Raw genomic sequence first — 14,587 nt, 5'->3', positions numbered from 1 at the left:
GCGAGAGGGCAAACTATGAAAGGGATCGAACTCACGCCGGAACATCCGATAAATCGAACCGTCGACCTCGCGGAGCGCGCCGAAGCGGCCGGTTTCGACGCCGTGCTGGCGAGTTGTCATTACAACAACCGAGACCCGCTCGTGACGCTGACGCGGATAGCGGACGCCACCGACGGGGTCCGTCTCGGCCCGGCGGCCGCGAACCCGTACGACGTCCACCCGGTCAAACTGGCCTCGCAGATGGCCACGCTCGACGAGGTGAGCGACGGCCGCGCGCTCTACGGCATCGCGGCCGGCGACCGCTCGACGATAGCCAACCTCGGATACGACCACGACGACGCACTGCGGCGCGTGCTGGAGGCGTTTACGGTGGCCAGAGACCTCTGGGACGGGCAGACAGTGTCTCACGACGGGACGTTCACCGCTCGCGACGCCTCGCTGAACTACGACGCGGAAGCGATACCGGTGTACGTCGGGGCGCAGGGACCGCACATGATTCGTATGAGCGCGAAACACGCCGACGGCGTCCTGTTGAACGCCTCACACCCCGCCGATTTCGAGTGGGCATCGGAGCGCGTCGCGGAGGGTTTCGCGGAGCGGCCGGACGACCGCGGCGAGTTCGACGTGGGCGCACACGTAAGCGTCAGCGTCGCAGCGGACGCCGACGCCGCACGCGAGGCGGCGCGGCCGCCCGTCGCCTTCATCGTCGGCGGGGCCGCGCCGCCGGTGCTCGACCGCCACGGCGTCGACGACGACCTGGCCGCGGAGATCGGCGAGTCCATCGAGGCCGGGGAGTTCTCGGACGCCTTCGCAGCCGTGACGCCGGAGATGATCGACTCCTTCGCCGTCGCCGGTACGGAGGAAACGGTGGCCGAGCGGCTATCGGATATCGCAGAGTACGCGGACAGTATCGTCGCGAGCGCCCCGCTCGGCCCGGACCTAGACACCGCAGTCAGCCTTGCTGGGGCGGCGATCGACCGAGCGACTCGGGAATGAGGAGGTCGACGAACGCGCCGGCCGTGAGGTAGCCCAGAACGGCGCTCGACCCGATAATCAGGAGCGCGCCGATAGCGAGTAACACGGCGGATGCCGGACCGAACGTCGCGACGTTCCCGAAGAGATCGACCATCTCGGTGACGTTCTCGATAATCGAGACCATACCGGCCGTTCGGAGTCCTGGTATTTGTGTCGTTCGTCTCCCGATCCCACAGTCCTATGAACACCCGCTTCGTACGGCGACCCGTGCCAGAGGACGCGTCCCTGAACGATTTCGACGACGATTCGGGTTCAGACTCTGCGGTCGACGGTTCGGATTCGGACACCGCGGACGACGGGTCGAATCCCGCCACCGACGAAGCTATTGACGACGCCACCGCTGATTCGACCGACGACGAAGCCACCGCTGACGCGACCGCCTCGACTGCCCGGTCACGAGACCCGGCGACTGCGACGTACCGCTGGTCGCCGAACGGTGCCGAGTGTCCTGACTGCGGAGCGGTCGCCGAGCGGCGGTGGCACGACGGCGAGCGGTTCGTCTGTCCCGCCTGCAAGGACTGGTGACGGCCGGGGACCCGCGATGTCGTGTCGCCCTTATACTACATTATTAATCGCCAGGAACGGCAACGTTACATGCCTCGGCCCGTTAGTGATGCCCACACGAAGGCGGCGGTCGGGGCGAGCGTACGGGAGGTTGCGTCCGTCTCGACCGTCCCCGCTCTCAACGCATGACCGACGCAAATGGACCTGAGACGACGGCCCAGCGGAACCGGGAGGACGACCTCGACCCGCTCTCGGTCGACGACGCGGCGCGAGCGAGTAACTCCGTGATCGACAACGTCGAGGAGGTGATCGTCGGCCATCACGAGGAGATCGAACACGTCCTCACCGCCGTTCTCGCCGACGGCCACGTACTCGTGGAGGACGTCCCCGGCGTCGGCAAGACGATGCTCGCTCGGGCGCTCTCTCGGTCGATCGACTGCTCGTTCAACCGGGTCCAGTTCACGCCCGATCTCCTCCCCTCCGACGTTACCGGCGTCAACGTGTTCAACCAGAAAACGCGCGAGTTCGAGTTCCAGCGCGGACCGGTGTTCGCTAACCTCGTTCTCACCGACGAGATAAACCGCGCGCCGCCGAAGACCCAGAGCGCGCTGCTGGAGGCGATGGAGGAGGGGCAGGTGACCGTCGACGGGAAGACACGACCGCTCCCGGACCCGTTTACCGTCGTCGCCACGCAAAACACCGTCGAGCAAAACCGCACTTACGAACTCCCGCTGGCCGAAGTCGACCGCTTCATGAAGAAGATAAACCTCGGCTACCCCGACCACGAGGAGGAGACGACGATGTTAGACCGCGTCGTCGGCGGCCACCCCATCGACGACCTGTCGGCCGTCACCGATGTCCAGACGGTCCGCCGTGCGCGGGCGACGGTGTCGGGAGTGACGGTCAACGGCCCGATCCGGGAGTACGGAAGCCGCCTCGCCGGCTACACCCGCGAGAACGCGGCACTGGGCGTGAGCCCCCGCGGAACCATCGCGCTGCTTCGCGCCGCTCAGGCCCGGGCCGTACTCGGCGGGCGTGATTACGTCATTCCGGACGACGTTCAGGCCGAGGCCCCCTCGGTGCTCGCACACCGCGTTCGGACGGAAGGCGGAACCGCTCGCGACGGCGGACGTATCGTCTCGGAAGCACTCGACAACGTCTCGGTCGAATGAACCTCACACGACGCGGCCGGGGACTGCTCGGTCTCGTGGTCGTCGCCCTCTGGATGGCGATAGCCTACGGCGCGCGCTCGCTCAACGCCGTCATGGTCCCCGCTCTAGTCGCTCTGGCCGGCGCGGCCATCCAGGTTCGACGCGTCGACCGCCCGTCGTTCGAACGCGACGCGCCGTCCGACGGATTCGTCGACGAAACGCACACCGTGGCCCTCGATATCGACGCCGGAACGCCGATCTCCGGCGTGGTCACGGACGCGGTCGACGACGGCATCTGGGCACCGGAGACCAGCCAGGAGACGACGCTCGGGGCGACAGACATCTCCTACGACGTGACGCTGACGCGCCGAGGCCCGCAACGTCTCGGCCCCGCGACCGTCACCGTCACCGACGTGCTCGGACTCGTCGAGCGGACCTTCCAGTACCGGGAAACCGATACGATACTCGCGTATCCGGAGGTGTTCGAGGTCGGGGGCGAGGGGTTCCTGTTCGACACTGACGACGCCGGCTTAAACCGCGACGAGTTCGACTCCGTTCGGGAGTACGCTCGCGGGGACTCGCTGCGCGACGTTCACTGGAAATCCAGCGCCAAGCGCCCTGACGTGGACCTGCTCGTCAGGGAGTACTACGGAAACGACCGACCGGACACGGTCCACGTCGTCGCGGAGGCGGCAGACGCCGTCCACGACCACGCCAGCGCGATGGCGACCGCGGCGGCGAGTGTCTCACTCGCGCTCCTCGACGCGGGCGTCCCGGTCGCGCTCGACGCTCCCGACGGGTCGGTGGATGCGGGCATTGGCCGGGCCCAACGAGAGGCGGTGCTTTCGCTGCTCGCACGGACGGGTGCCGGCGTCGTCCCGCCGGAGCGACGCACTCCCGCTGATGTCGTCATCACCGCCCCGGAGGAGGGAGAGGTCACTGTCGAGGCCGACGGCCGGAGCGTTCCGTTCGACGACCTCGCGGTGGTGTCCGGGAACGCGACGCCGTCGGCCGCGCGGACTCGAACACCGCGACAGGAGGTGTCGCCGTGAGCGCCCGGACTATCCGCGAAAGGATGACGACAACATCCACGAGCGGGGGCGTGTACCGTGCGGTCGCAGTCGGCGGGCTTCTCGCGCTGACTGCGTCGTACGTCGTTGTCCTCCACGACCTGGCGACGGTCGTCGGCGACAGCGGACTACTCTTCCCGGTCGTGGTGGCGTCGCTGGTCAGCGGCGTCGCGCTCTCCCGGGTCGTCGGCGAGCGCACCGCGGTGTTACTCGGTGCCGGACTGGCGGCCGGCGGGTACGCGTACTACCTCGTCGTGACGCCCGGTGGACTCGACGTACTGATCACGGCGACGGACCGCATCGTCTCCGACGCGATAGCGATGCTGACGGGATACTCTATCCTCCGCATGACGAAAGCGCACGTCTGGTCGCTCGGGTTCGCGCCGGCCCCGGTCTTTCTCTCGTGGTTTCTCCTCGCCCGCCGTCGGTACGTCCTCTCCGTGACGGCGGGCGGAATCGCGTTGCTCGTTCTGGTGCTGACCGGCGACGCCGGGACGATACCGACGCTCGTGGGCGTCGTCGGAGCCGTCACAGTCGTCGGGTTCGGCGAACTCGAACGCCGCGGCGGGACGTTGATCCAGGCGGACGTACTTATCGTTCTGGTCGTTCTCATGGCCGTCTCGTCGCTGTGGCTCCCAGCCGTCGGCGGGGACGGAAACAAGCCGCTCTTTCTCGTTCCCGGTGGCGGCGGCGGCGCTGGCGGCCTCGCCGAGTCCACGGACCGCATGACTATCCAGGGTGAAACGGAACTGTCGACCGAGGTCAGATTCACCGTCGAGAGCGACCGCTCCGAGTACTGGCGCGTCGCCACATACGACCGCTTCACCGGTCGGGAGTGGATTCGGTCCGGAACGTCGGCCGACCTGGACGGCCAACTCAGCGGGCCACCCGGTGAATCCGTCACCGTCGAACAGCGCGTCGAGGTCAAGACGGCGATGCGGGCGATACCGGCGGCGGCCGAACCTGTCTCGCTCCGCGGCAATGCGAGATCCCCCGCGAGAGTCACCGCTCAGGGCGGCCTCATGACCAACTCGCCGCTCTCTCCGGGAGACTCCTACATGGTGCAAAGCGAGGTGGTCACTGCGTCGCCGGGCGAACTCCGAAACGCCGGCACTGACTACCCCAACCGGATCTCCAGTCGTGATTACACCCAACTCCCGGACGACACGCCCGACCGCGTCGGAGAGCGAACGTCGGAGATTGTCGAGGGACTCGACAACCCGTACGACAAGGCCATCGCTATCGAGCGGTATCTGGAACGGAACAACGAGTACTCGCTCGAAATCGAGCGGCCGGACGGTAACATCGCCGACAAGTTCCTCTTCGAGATGGACGAAGGGTACTGTACCTACTACGCGACGACGATGACGGTGATGCTTCGCGAGGAGGGTATCCCCGCGCGGATGGTAACCGGATACACGCCGGGTCAGCAGGTCGAGGACGACACGTACGTCGTCCGCGGCGTCGACGCTCACGCCTGGGTCGAGGTGTACTTCCCCGACCACGGGTGGGTCCGGTTCGACCCGACGCCGAGCGCCGAGCGCTCGGATGCCGAACGCGACACGGTCCAGGAGGCCCGCGAGAACGACGCCGACGGCGTCGACACCGAACAGAGCCAGGGCGAACCGCTCCGGCAGACGACCACTACCGACACCCCCAGTACCGCCTCGTCGATCGAACGCGCGAACCGGTCGCGGTACGCCGTCTCTCCGGACTCGGCCCGGGACGAAAACCTGCCGCAACTCGGCGGCATCGACGGAACGACCGGCAACTCGGTAAACCGCACAGACGCCTCGTCGAGCGAGTCGACGACCGCCGACCCGTCCGCGAGCGGCGACGACGACGGGTCGCCGGTCCCGGAACTGCCGCCCCCGGAAACGATGGCGTGGAGCCTGTTTCTCGGTCTCGGTCTCGTCGCCGGAGCGCACCGAACGGGGCTGACCGAGAAGGCGTACGGCGTCGTCCGCCTCTACTGGCAGGGGTCTCGGGGTACCCCCGAGGAAGATGTCGAACGCGCAGTCGAACGGCTCGACGCGCTACTCGCCGACGAGTATCGGCCCCGCCGACCCGGGGAGACGCGACGGGAGTATATCGATGCGCTCTCGCTCGCCGGTCTGGACGACCGCGCCGAGCGAGTCGTCCGGATCCACGAGCGCGCCCGGTACGCCGACGGCGTCCCACGAGACGAGGCCGAGACGGCGATCCGGTTGGTCGATAGTCTGGTCAGGGAGCGAACACGCGTCGTCGGCAAGTACGTCCGCTCGTGAGCGGTTTCCGTCGAGGGACGAGTTCCCGACAGTGTTTAATAGGGCGATTTCGTACGTGAAAACGTAATGTCGGAAGTCTGCTCGACGTGCGGGCTGCCTGAGGAGCTCTGCGTCTGCGAGGACGTAGCCAAAGAGTCTCAGCAGATCTCCATCCGCATTGACGAGCGCAGATACGGTAAGGAGGTAACGATCATCGAAGGATTCGACCCCAAGGACGTGGACCTGGACAGCTTATCGTCCGACCTCAAGTCGAAGTTTGCCTGCGGTGGGACGGTTGAGGACGGGCAGATAGAACTGCAGGGGAACCACTCGGGTCGCGTGGGGGATTTCCTCCGCGACCGCGGTTTCAACGTGGCCTGACACTCCTTCGGTGATCGGCCTGCGAGCCTGTTCATCCAGAACGACGTAGTATTAGAACGGCGCGCCGGGCCCCTCGGTTTCGTCTCCATTCGTTTTTTCGTCGAGTTCGTACTCCCACGCGTCGAGGCCACCAGCCATGCTTTCGACGGATGTCGCGTCGACCCCCTCGTGTGATGCGACCAGGCGGGCGGCCTGAACGCTCGACTTCCCGTGGGGACAGACCGTTACGATGCGTTCGGCATCGGCCAGTCGGTTCACCTCGTTCGGGAGTCGCTGGAACGGGACGTTGACGCTTCCCGGGATGTGGCCCCGCCGGAACCCCGCCGGCGAGCGGATGTCGACGACCGTGACATCGGCGTCGTCGGAGAGCAGCGTCTGTACCTCGTCGGGAGAGATCTCGCCGTCCATGTCCGCCCGTCTGAGAGCGCCGTGAATAAGACCACCGATATCGCCCCTCGTGTGGTACTCTCTAACGCGAATTTCCGGCGGTACAGGCCTCGTACCGTTCGAAACGCTCAAATAGGCTCTGGCGGCTAGCTAGGATCACCATGGCAACGAAACAAACCGATTCACGTCTGGCGCTGCTTCACCCTTTCATAGCTACCGAACCGAAAGACTACGAAGAGGACCGAGACGTTCCGGCCTTCCACTGGCCTCTAGAGTAACCCGTCTTCTTTTGCGAGTAACAGCCCTTCGACAGTCGCATCGTTCGTCGGCAGCGTCCGCGCGACGGCGAGCGCCTCGTCGACCGGGACGCGCTCAACCGAGAGGAACTCGCTCTCGTCGAGTTCTCGACCGACCTCGGTGAGTCCGTCTGCGAAGACGATGCCTCGTTCGTGTCGTAGTATGCCGGTCGCGACGTCGTAGCGCTGTAGTAGCGTCGTCTCGTCGGCGGCGTATCCGGTCTCTTCGCGGAGTTCCCGGGCGGCCGCGCTCTCGTAGCTCTCTCCGTTCTCGCGGGGAACGGTCCCGTCGGCGTGTGCGTCGCCGTCGGTGTGGGCCTCGACGATCCCCGCCGGCAGTTCGAGTTGCGTCTCCCGGACGGTCGGTCGGTACTGGTCGACGAACACGACATCCCCGTCGGTCACCGCGACGACGACCACAGCGGGCGGTAGCTCGGCCCAGTAATAGCGTTTCTCGGTCCCGTCGGGTTGCTCGACGAGGTCGTATCCACCGGTGTACCACGGCGTCTCGTACTCGACGCGCGACTCGATGACGGGCCAGTCGTGGTCGTCCATGGTCGTGTCTGGCCGCGGACGGAAAAGGTAGTTTCGCCCTCGTACTGACGAATGTGACCGTTTCAGCTGTTTCGGGGGACGCACTCGCCGGAGCCTTCACTGTCGCACGGCCGTCGGTTTCAGAGCCACTCGGCGTAGATACGGCCGAATGCTTGCCGCCGCAGGGTCGCGACGGCGGCTTGCTCCTCGTTCTGGAACGTCGCGGCGACAGCCATGTCCGCGAACTCGGCGGCGTGCCACGCGACGTTGTCGACGTTGTCGCTTCCCGTTTCCACCACCTCGCCGTCGAACGACTCGGCCCACTCGTCGAACTCCGCGCGCGAACCGACGTGTACCTCCAGTAGCGACGCGAACAGCGCGTCACGTGCCGTCTGAACCACGTCGGTCGTCACTCGCTCGTCGTACTCGGCCGCGTCGAACTCCATTGCTTTCGCCACCTCCTTGACTAACACCTGTGCCGTCGGCCCGAGAACGTCGCTCAACTGGTCGACCTCGTTTTCGCTCTTCGGCGAGAGAAACCCGGTAGTTTGCATATCTGCGACTCTCTCGGGGTCGTAGTTACTCCTTTCCTTCGCCGTCGTCGTTGCTGGTTTCGCCGTCCGCGTCCTCCTCTGCATACATGCGCTCCGTCATCGCCCGTGCCTCGGCGAGGGCCTCCTGTGCGTCGCCGGTCAGGTCGCCGCGACCCGCTCCGCTCCGCCCGCCGCCGACCTGCCGTTCCAGTTCCTCCTCGAAGGTCGCGCCCCCGTGATCGTGGTCATGTGTCGTGTCCTCGAACACCTCGTTGTACTCCGCCGCTTCGGCGTGTTCCGCGACGCGGTCGCCGAGCGTCTCCGGGTCGTCCTCGTCCCACCCCGGCGCGTGGTCGTCCAGCCACGTCTCGTGGTCCTCGCGGCCGAGCATGGCGGTGAACGCGAGGTGGTTCGCGAGGTGTTCGGCGTCTGCCTGAGGCGTCTCGCAGACCGGACAGGCGTATCCCATAGTCGGACGCAGCGCCTCCAGCGGCAAAACGGGTTCGGGTAGTCGACGACGGAAGGCCGCCGGACGCTTTCAGCACTCTCAGCGTCTTCAGCGCACACGTGTTACGTTTTTCCGGACCGGTGTTGTACGTCTCGGGCGACTCATGCGTGTCGTCACTACTCGGGAAGCCGAGTCGGGGAACACGGGCTGTTATCACATCGTAGACGAGGAAAACGACCAGAGCCTCTGTGGGGCGGTCAAGGAAGACCAGTTTTTCGGGGGCGACGCACACGAAGTCTTCCCGCGAGACGTGGCCGAAAAGCGGGACCTCAGGCCGTGCGAGAAATGTCTCTCCCTTCTGGAGAGAGCCGACACTGCCGGTCGGAGTTGACACCGCCGGTTGCCCCTACCGGACAGTGCCGTCGAACCCCTAGGAGAGTTCGCGGACGAGAATCAACGCGTCCTCGCCGTCGTCGTAGTACCGTGGCACGCGCCGCAGCGGCTCGAACCCGAACTTCTCGTACAGTTCCCGGGCGCGGTCGTTGGTCTCTCGCACCTCCAGCTTGACCGTTTCCGCGGACTGACCGGCGAGCGTCCGCAGCGCCGCTGTCAGAAGCGTCTCGCCGACGCCCTCGCCCCGCCTATCGGGGTGGACAGCCAGGTCTTTGACGTGGCCCAGCCCTCGGCCGTGGTTCGGAACGAAGTCGGCGACGACGAAGCCGATGACCTCGCCGGTGTCTATCACGGTATCATCGTCGCCGTTGTCGGTCGCTCGGTCGGTCGCGACGAGAAACCCCGGCGCGTCGAGATAGCGAGCGAACGCGTCGTACGGCCACGGCTTCGAGAACGACGCCTTCTCTATCCGCACGACGGCGAGCAGGTCCGCGTGTTCCGCCTCGCGGATGCTGACGTTGTCCTGGTCGTCGGGGACGGTCGTCACGGCTCGCCGTACGTGACCGTCCGTAATTAGTCTCTCGGCATTTCGGTGGGACTGCGTCCGATGCCGGCGTCTTCGGTGGACAGCGGCGCACCTGTGCGAGCGATCCGGGAGTACGACGACCAATCGGCTGCAGTCCGTGTTCGAGGTCCTCGAGAGACTATCGAGTCACTCACCTGTTTGACAGCGTGTAGAAAAAAACCGCCGACCACAGACATGGCAGGTACTCGGCCCTTGCGGGCACTCGTACCCGATCAGTCGTCCGCCGTTGTCCTGCCGAGACTACGGCCGCTCGGCCCTTGCGGGCACTCGCAACCGTTTAGTCGTCGGCAGGAGCCGCACCGCTTCCGCCTTCCGCCTGCTCTTTCGTCCAGGCCAGCTTGCCGCCGGCCGAGAGGATGGCACGCTCGCGCTCGGAGGCGTCGAGACGTGCGGTGGCCTCCCAGTCGTCGTTCACGCGAACCGTGAACTCCTCCTGGCCGCTGTCGACGGCCTCGCGGACGTCGTCGACGATCTCGATGTCGTCGCCCTGCTCGATCTGCTCGTAGTCGTCCGCGTCGATCTCCAGGGGAATGAGACCGAAGTTGAAGAGGTTCGCCTTGTGGATCCGGGCGAAGCTCTGTGCGAGGACACCCTCGACGCCGAGGTACATCGGACACAGCGCCGCGTGTTCGCGCGAGGAGCCCTGTCCGTAGTTCTCGCCGGCGACGAGGAAGCCGCCGTCAGCCTCCAGCGCGCGGTCAGCGAACGTCTCGTCGACGCGGCTGAGCGTGTACTCGGAGAGCTTCGGCACGTTCGAACGGAACTTGAGGATGTCCGACGTGGCCGGAATGATGTGGTCCGTCGTGATGTTGTCCTCCATCTTCAGGAGGGCCTCGCCCTTGAGGTTCTCGCTGAGCGGGTCCTTCAGCGGCACGTCGCCGATGTTCGGGCCCTTGATGAGCTCGTCGTCGATGGCCTCGTCGGGGCTGATGAGGTCGGCGTCGCTCTTGCCGTACTTGTCGCCCATCTCGAAGCCGGGGTCCTCGAGGTCGCCGAGTTCGTCGGCCAGGTCGCGCGGGTCGACGATCTCGCCTTTGATCGCCGCGGCGGTGGCGACCTCGGGCGAGCAGAGGTAAACGGAGTCGTCCTCGATGCCGGAGCGACCCTCGAAGTTGCGGTTGAACGTCCGCAGCGAGACGGAGTCGCTGGCGGGGACGTGACCGATGCCGATACAGGCACCGCAGGTTGCCTCGGAGAAGTTGACGCCGGCGGCCATCATCTCGGCCGTCCAGCCCTCGCGAGCGAGCATCTCGGATGCCTGCTTGCTACCGGGCGCGACGATCATCTCGGTGTGCTTTGCGGTTTCGCGGCCCTCCAGCATCTTCGCGGAGGGGAGGATGTCCTCGTAGCCGCCGTTCGTACAGGAGCCGATGATGACCTGCTCGACCTCTTCGCCCTCGACCTCGCGGACGGGGACGACGTTGTCGGGCATCGACGGCGTCGCGATGAGCGGTTCGAGGTCCGAGAGGTCGACGACGATCTCGTCGGCGTAGTCGGCGTCCTCGTCGGGGCCGATCTCGACGTACTCGTCTTCGCGGCCGAGGATGCCGAGGAACTCCTCGGTCTTCTCGTCGGTCGGGAAGATCGAGGTGGTCGCGCCGAGTTCCGTCCCCATGTTGGTGATGGTGGTACGCTCTGGAACGGTGAGCGTCTCGACGCCGGGGCCGGTGTACTCCAGCACCTTGCCGACGCCGCCTTTCACGGAGAGGCGACGGAGGAGTTCGAGGATGACGTCTTTGGCGGTCGCCCACTCGGGCAGTTCGCCTTCGAGGCGGACGTTGACGACCTCGGGCATCTCGATGTAGTACGGTGCCCCGCCCATCGCGACGGCGACGTCGATGCCGCCGCTCCCGATGGCGAGTTCGCCCAGGCCGCCGGGCGTCGGGGTGTGAGAGTCGCTTCCGAGCATCGTCTTGCCGGGCGCGGCGAAGTTCTCCTTGTGCACCTGGTGGCAGATACCGTTACCGGGTCGGGAGAAGTGAGCGCCGTAGGTGCCGGCGGCAGAGCGAAGGAAGCGGTGGTCGTCCGTGTTCTTGAAGTCGAACTGGTACGTCTGGTGATCGCAGTACTGCGCTGCGATCTCGGTCTGGACCTCGTCCAGCCCCATCGCTTCGAACTGCAGCCACACCATCGTCCCCGTCGTGTCCTGCGTGAGGACCTGGTCGATCTCGATGCCGATCTCCTCGCCGGGCGTCAGCTCGCCCTCGACGAGGTGGTCATCGAGAATTTTCTCTGTAAGGGTTTGTCCCATAGCGGCCGAATATCATCCTTCCACGGATATAAATCCCGCGAGTTTCCGTGCATTCATCCGTGTAGGATCCGCCGTAAGGAGGCAATTTTCTCGAAAGGGGCGATTCAAATATTACGTCCGATCACTTTGGTTCGGGGTAAATCCGTGACCGTTTTGTGTCTCTCCAGACCGTGTCTCTCTATGTTCCGTTCCGGAGCCTTCGTCGCTGAGCATATCGGTCCCGTCGACGACGAACAGATACAGCCAAACGGCGTAGACCTGACGGTCGATGCGGTGTTCGAACAGGTCGAACCCGGCCGTATCGGCCGAGACGGCAAGACTGTGGGTGACCGCGAGGACGTGGACCCTGCCGGCGACGCGTTCGTTCTCTCGCCGGGCGGCTACGTTCTCCGCTACGGGGAGACGGTCAAAATACCGTCAGACCACGTCGGATTTATCTATCCGCGGTCGTCGCTGTTGCGTAACTCCTGTATGCTGAACACTGCAGTGTGGGACGCCGGCTACGAGGGCCGCGGCGAAGGGCTGCTCCAGGTCCACCACGAGATCGCCCTCGAACGGGACGCTCGGGTCGCACAGATCGTGTTCGCACGGGCGAACCACGAACACACCTACGACGGTTCGTATCAAGGCGAGAACCGCTAATATATGTGTTCTAGTTAATAGGTTTCTTGAGGACGGAGGTATAACATGAACATTGATGAAGAAGGGGGCACTCATTGATCACCTTCGGCGGTTCGGTTTCTCCGAAACAGAGATCGAGACGTATCTGACTATCCTCGAACACGGATCGGCGAAGGCGAGCACGATAGCGGAGGACGCAGACGTTTCGAACCGGTACGTGTACAACGTGGTCGAACGGTTCGAAGACCGCGGCTTCGTCGAGGTCAACGACCACGTTACACCGTCGACGATCGTCGCCAGACCGCCGTCCGAGGTGGTAGCCGCTCTCCGCGAGGACCTAGAGCGCATCGAATCCGAACTCGAGGACCGATTCAACGCTCCGACAGAACTGCAACAGGACGTTCAGGTCATCAAATCACGCTCGACGGCCTACAACCGAACCGTCGTTCTGATCGACGGCGCTACGGAGGTGCTGACTCTCTCGCTTCCCGCGTCGGTCGTACCGAAGGTGCGCGACGCCCTGCTGGCGGCGGTCGACCGCGGCGTTCTGACGCTGGTGCTCGTCACTGGCGTTGACGATTCGGTCGACGAGACTGCGTTCGACGGGATCGGTAACGTCGTTCGCGTCTGGAGCGAGACGGCACCGATGCTGCTTACGGTCGACCAGCAGTCCGCTCTGTTCATGCCGAGCGAACTGATATCGGGTGAACAGACAGATAACGGCGCTATATCCCTCGTACAGGACCAGTTAGTCCCGTCCCTCACTAGTTCTATTCTCGGAAACTACTGGCAGATATCGGACGAAACGTGGGTCGCTGAACCGTCGGTACTCCCTCGGACGTACTCGATGTTCCGGCACGCAGTCCTCGATGCGGCGCTCCATCTCCGTGACGGCGGACCTATCGACGCTCGCATCGAAACGAGAGACGGAGAAACCATAGACGGCCGTATCGTCGACGTGCGACAGGGTCTGGCCGAACGGACGACGAGCAGGTTCCCGATAGAGAACACGATAGTGGTCGAAACTCCGTCGGGGCGAGTTACGGTCGGCGGACGCAACGCGTTCATCGAGGAGTATCAGGCGGCGGAAACCGTCCTCTCACAGGGCGACACTCGAAAAAATGGGGCCAGCTAAGCTGCCGACTCGTTCGTCTCGACCGGCGGTTCGATAGTCACGTCCTCGTTGAAGTTGTCGAACGTCATAACCATCTCCTGGTGCATCGTGCGGCCGTCCATAGTCATATCGACGGTCATCTCAGTCTTGACGATACGCATGCTGTCTGTCGCGACGTACTGGGTCGCGGAGATGTTGTCGTACTGGATCCCGGACCGGCTCATCTGCTGTTGCATCTGGCTATCCATCTCCTGCATCGTCGCGTTCATCAGTGCCTCGCCGTCGATGTCGAGGACGATGACGTACACTTCCTGCCCGTCTATCGTCGTCGTCTTCTCGTCTCCGAAACTCACGTCCGACGCGTTCAGAAGTTGCTGCTGCTGACGCACCTGCGAGCTCTGGTTCCACATAGTATCGGCGTCCATCGGGCCCGCCATCTCCGAGAGATTCCTCGTCTCCCACGACTGGCCCTCGGTGGATATGTACATGGTATCACCGATGAGATACGAGGAACTGTTCAGTGTGATGTTCTGGCCCTGTGCACTCGTCATCACTACCGACTGGTTCTGTCGGAGTCGTTGTTGCTCGACGTCGGCACTACCGTTGCTCTGTGATGCCATCGTGATGTTATCGGCCTCCATCGTCATCTCCATCGAGAAGGTGTAGGTGTCGACGTCGGCCATCGCCTCGGCGGCGGCCTGCTGGACGGCCGTCGCGTTGTCGTACTCTTCGGCTGGGGTCGTGGTGTCCGCGACGCTGTCGCTGGCACCCTGCCCGATGCATCCCGCACCGGTGACGAGGAGGGCCAAAAGGGCGACGAGCGCTACTCGTTTTCTAAGTTCCATTCCTTCTGATTATTCTCGGCCAGAACGCTTAAAATTTCCTCCCTCGGGCGTTTGAAGCCACTCCACGGTCCCTGGAACCGTCCTGTTTCTCAGGAATATTTCAGTACGTACTGTCCACTCGACACGACTGAAAGTCCAAACGAGAGCCACGTTCGCGTCGTTTCTCGTTCTCAGCGATGCCAATTACCGTCG

General features: G+C 64.6%; 17 protein-coding genes. 9 read left to right on the top strand and 8 right to left on the bottom strand.

All coding sequences use genetic code 11. The annotated features are described in order from the left end of the window. The first annotated feature begins 15 nt into the window (after nt 1-15). A complete protein-coding gene (locus EYW42_RS03165; RefSeq protein WP_135533800.1) occupies nt 16-996 on the top strand; it encodes a 5,10-methylenetetrahydromethanopterin reductase in 981 nt (326 codons plus the stop codon). Here the strand turns inward: EYW42_RS03165 and EYW42_RS03160 are convergent. Further along, entirely contained in the window at nt 953-1,159 is a 207-nt protein-coding gene (locus EYW42_RS03160; protein WP_135533799.1) for a hypothetical protein, read from the bottom strand. The genes EYW42_RS03165 and EYW42_RS03160 overlap by 44 nt on opposite strands. An 83-nt stretch (nt 1,160-1,242) precedes the next feature. Between EYW42_RS03160 and EYW42_RS03155 the strand changes: the two genes are divergently transcribed. From EYW42_RS03155 to yciH, 5 genes are all read left to right on the top strand, one after another. Then, nucleotides 1,243-1,560 (top strand): DUF7573 domain-containing protein, encoded by a 318-nt coding sequence (locus EYW42_RS03155; RefSeq protein ID WP_135533798.1) that lies wholly within the window; start codon nt 1,243-1,245, stop codon nt 1,558-1,560. A 164-nt stretch (nt 1,561-1,724) separates the two neighbouring features. After that, entirely contained in the window at nt 1,725-2,711 is a 987-nt protein-coding gene (locus EYW42_RS03150) for an AAA family ATPase (protein ID WP_135533797.1), read from the top strand. After that, a complete protein-coding gene (locus EYW42_RS03145) occupies nt 2,708-3,742 on the top strand; it encodes a DUF58 domain-containing protein (protein WP_135533796.1) in 1,035 nt (344 codons plus the stop codon). The genes EYW42_RS03150 and EYW42_RS03145 overlap by 4 nt, the downstream gene beginning before the upstream one ends. A gap of 23 nt (nt 3,743-3,765) precedes the next feature. Beyond that, nucleotides 3,766-6,027, top strand: coding sequence for a transglutaminase TgpA family protein (locus EYW42_RS03140; RefSeq protein WP_135533795.1), 2,262 nt, complete (start codon nt 3,766-3,768; stop codon nt 6,025-6,027). Nucleotides 6,028-6,093: 66 nt separating this feature from the next. Continuing rightward, nucleotides 6,094-6,387, top strand: a complete 294-nt coding sequence (yciH, locus tag EYW42_RS03135) for a stress response translation initiation inhibitor YciH (RefSeq protein ID WP_135533794.1) — start codon at nt 6,094-6,096, stop codon at nt 6,385-6,387. A gap of 51 nt (nt 6,388-6,438) precedes the next feature. Here the strand turns inward: yciH and EYW42_RS03130 are convergent, their stop codons facing one another. From EYW42_RS03130 to EYW42_RS03115, 4 genes are all read right to left on the bottom strand, one after another. Beyond that, complete coding sequence (locus EYW42_RS03130; protein ID WP_135533793.1) at nt 6,439-6,795, bottom strand: rhodanese-like domain-containing protein; 357 nt, start codon at nt 6,793-6,795, stop codon at nt 6,439-6,441. Nucleotides 6,796-7,043: 248 nt separating this feature from the next. After that, nucleotides 7,044-7,625: an NUDIX hydrolase gene (locus EYW42_RS03125; RefSeq protein WP_135533792.1), complete on the bottom strand. Its 582-nt coding sequence runs from the start codon at nt 7,623-7,625 to the stop codon at nt 7,044-7,046. Nucleotides 7,626-7,744: 119 nt separating this feature from the next. Continuing rightward, nucleotides 7,745-8,158, bottom strand: coding sequence for a DUF5809 family protein (locus EYW42_RS03120; RefSeq protein ID WP_135533791.1), 414 nt, complete (start codon nt 8,156-8,158; stop codon nt 7,745-7,747). A gap of 25 nt (nt 8,159-8,183) precedes the next feature. Next, nucleotides 8,184-8,606, bottom strand: coding sequence for a DUF5810 domain-containing protein (locus EYW42_RS03115; RefSeq protein ID WP_135533790.1), 423 nt, complete (start codon nt 8,604-8,606; stop codon nt 8,184-8,186). Between the two features lie 142 nt (nt 8,607-8,748). On the opposite strand from EYW42_RS03115, the gene EYW42_RS03110 reads away from it, so the two are divergent. Then, a complete protein-coding gene (locus tag EYW42_RS03110; RefSeq protein ID WP_135533789.1) occupies nt 8,749-8,976 on the top strand; it encodes a hypothetical protein in 228 nt (75 codons plus the stop codon). Nucleotides 8,977-9,015: 39 nt separating this feature from the next. On the opposite strand, the gene EYW42_RS03105 is transcribed toward EYW42_RS03110, so the two are convergent. Both EYW42_RS03105 and EYW42_RS03100 read right to left on the bottom strand, forming a co-directional pair. Next, on the bottom strand, nt 9,016-9,525 hold the full coding sequence (locus EYW42_RS03105; protein ID WP_135533788.1) for a GNAT family N-acetyltransferase: 510 nt from the start codon (nt 9,523-9,525) through the stop codon (nt 9,016-9,018). 316 nt (nt 9,526-9,841) lie between these two features. After that, entirely contained in the window at nt 9,842-11,815 is a 1,974-nt protein-coding gene (locus EYW42_RS03100; protein ID WP_135533787.1) for an aconitate hydratase, read from the bottom strand. Nucleotides 11,816-11,995: 180 nt separating this feature from the next. Here EYW42_RS03100 and EYW42_RS03095 point away from each other — a divergent pair, with 180 nt between their 5' ends. Together EYW42_RS03095 and EYW42_RS03090 are read left to right on the top strand one after the other, a co-directional pair. After that, nucleotides 11,996-12,457, top strand: coding sequence for a deoxyuridine 5'-triphosphate nucleotidohydrolase (locus tag EYW42_RS03095; RefSeq protein ID WP_135533786.1), 462 nt, complete (start codon nt 11,996-11,998; stop codon nt 12,455-12,457). A 55-nt stretch (nt 12,458-12,512) separates the two neighbouring features. Next, nucleotides 12,513-13,571, top strand: coding sequence for a TrmB family transcriptional regulator (locus EYW42_RS03090; protein ID WP_135533785.1), 1,059 nt, complete (start codon nt 12,513-12,515; stop codon nt 13,569-13,571). Here EYW42_RS03090 and EYW42_RS03085 read toward each other — a convergent pair. Then, complete coding sequence (locus EYW42_RS03085) at nt 13,568-14,395, bottom strand: hypothetical protein (protein WP_135533784.1); 828 nt, start codon at nt 14,393-14,395, stop codon at nt 13,568-13,570. The two genes, EYW42_RS03090 and EYW42_RS03085, sit on opposite strands and share 4 nt — an antisense overlap. Nucleotides 14,396-14,587 lie beyond the last annotated feature (192 nt).

Source organism: Halostella pelagica (assembly GCF_004762015.1).
Taxonomy (GTDB): Archaea; Halobacteriota; Halobacteria; order Halobacteriales; family Natronoarchaeaceae; genus Halostella; species Halostella pelagica.
Note: the sequence above shows the minus strand (reverse complement) of the source record. Positions and strands in the feature narration are given on the sequence as shown.

Bases quoted from the DNA above. Each gene is read 5' to 3' on its own strand.
- EYW42_RS03165 (WP_135533800.1), top strand. From the start codon at position 16: ATGAAAGGGATCGAACTCACGCCGGAACATCCGATAAATCGAACCGTC.
- EYW42_RS03160 (WP_135533799.1), bottom strand. From the start codon at position 1,159: ATGGTCTCGATTATCGAGAACGTCACCGAGATGGTCGATCTCTTCGGG.
- EYW42_RS03150 (WP_135533797.1), top strand. From the start codon at position 1,725: ATGACCGACGCAAATGGACCTGAGACGACGGCCCAGCGGAACCGGGAG.
- EYW42_RS03145 (WP_135533796.1), top strand. From the start codon at position 2,708: ATGAACCTCACACGACGCGGCCGGGGACTGCTCGGTCTCGTGGTCGTC.
- EYW42_RS03140 (WP_135533795.1), top strand. From the start codon at position 3,766: ATGACGACAACATCCACGAGCGGGGGCGTGTACCGTGCGGTCGCAGTC.
- yciH (WP_135533794.1), top strand. From the start codon at position 6,094: ATGTCGGAAGTCTGCTCGACGTGCGGGCTGCCTGAGGAGCTCTGCGTC.
- EYW42_RS03130 (WP_135533793.1), bottom strand. From the start codon at position 6,795: ATGGACGGCGAGATCTCTCCCGACGAGGTACAGACGCTGCTCTCCGAC.
- EYW42_RS03125 (WP_135533792.1), bottom strand. From the start codon at position 7,625: ATGGACGACCACGACTGGCCCGTCATCGAGTCGCGCGTCGAGTACGAG.
- EYW42_RS03120 (WP_135533791.1), bottom strand. From the start codon at position 8,158: ATGCAAACTACCGGGTTTCTCTCGCCGAAGAGCGAAAACGAGGTCGAC.
- EYW42_RS03115 (WP_135533790.1), bottom strand. From the start codon at position 8,606: ATGGGATACGCCTGTCCGGTCTGCGAGACGCCTCAGGCAGACGCCGAA.
- EYW42_RS03110 (WP_135533789.1), top strand. From the start codon at position 8,749: ATGCGTGTCGTCACTACTCGGGAAGCCGAGTCGGGGAACACGGGCTGT.
- EYW42_RS03100 (WP_135533787.1), bottom strand. From the start codon at position 11,815: ATGGGACAAACCCTTACAGAGAAAATTCTCGATGACCACCTCGTCGAG.
- EYW42_RS03095 (WP_135533786.1), top strand. From the start codon at position 11,996: ATGTTCCGTTCCGGAGCCTTCGTCGCTGAGCATATCGGTCCCGTCGAC.
- EYW42_RS03090 (WP_135533785.1), top strand. From the start codon at position 12,513: ATGAAGAAGGGGGCACTCATTGATCACCTTCGGCGGTTCGGTTTCTCC.
- EYW42_RS03085 (WP_135533784.1), bottom strand. From the start codon at position 14,395: ATGGAACTTAGAAAACGAGTAGCGCTCGTCGCCCTTTTGGCCCTCCTC.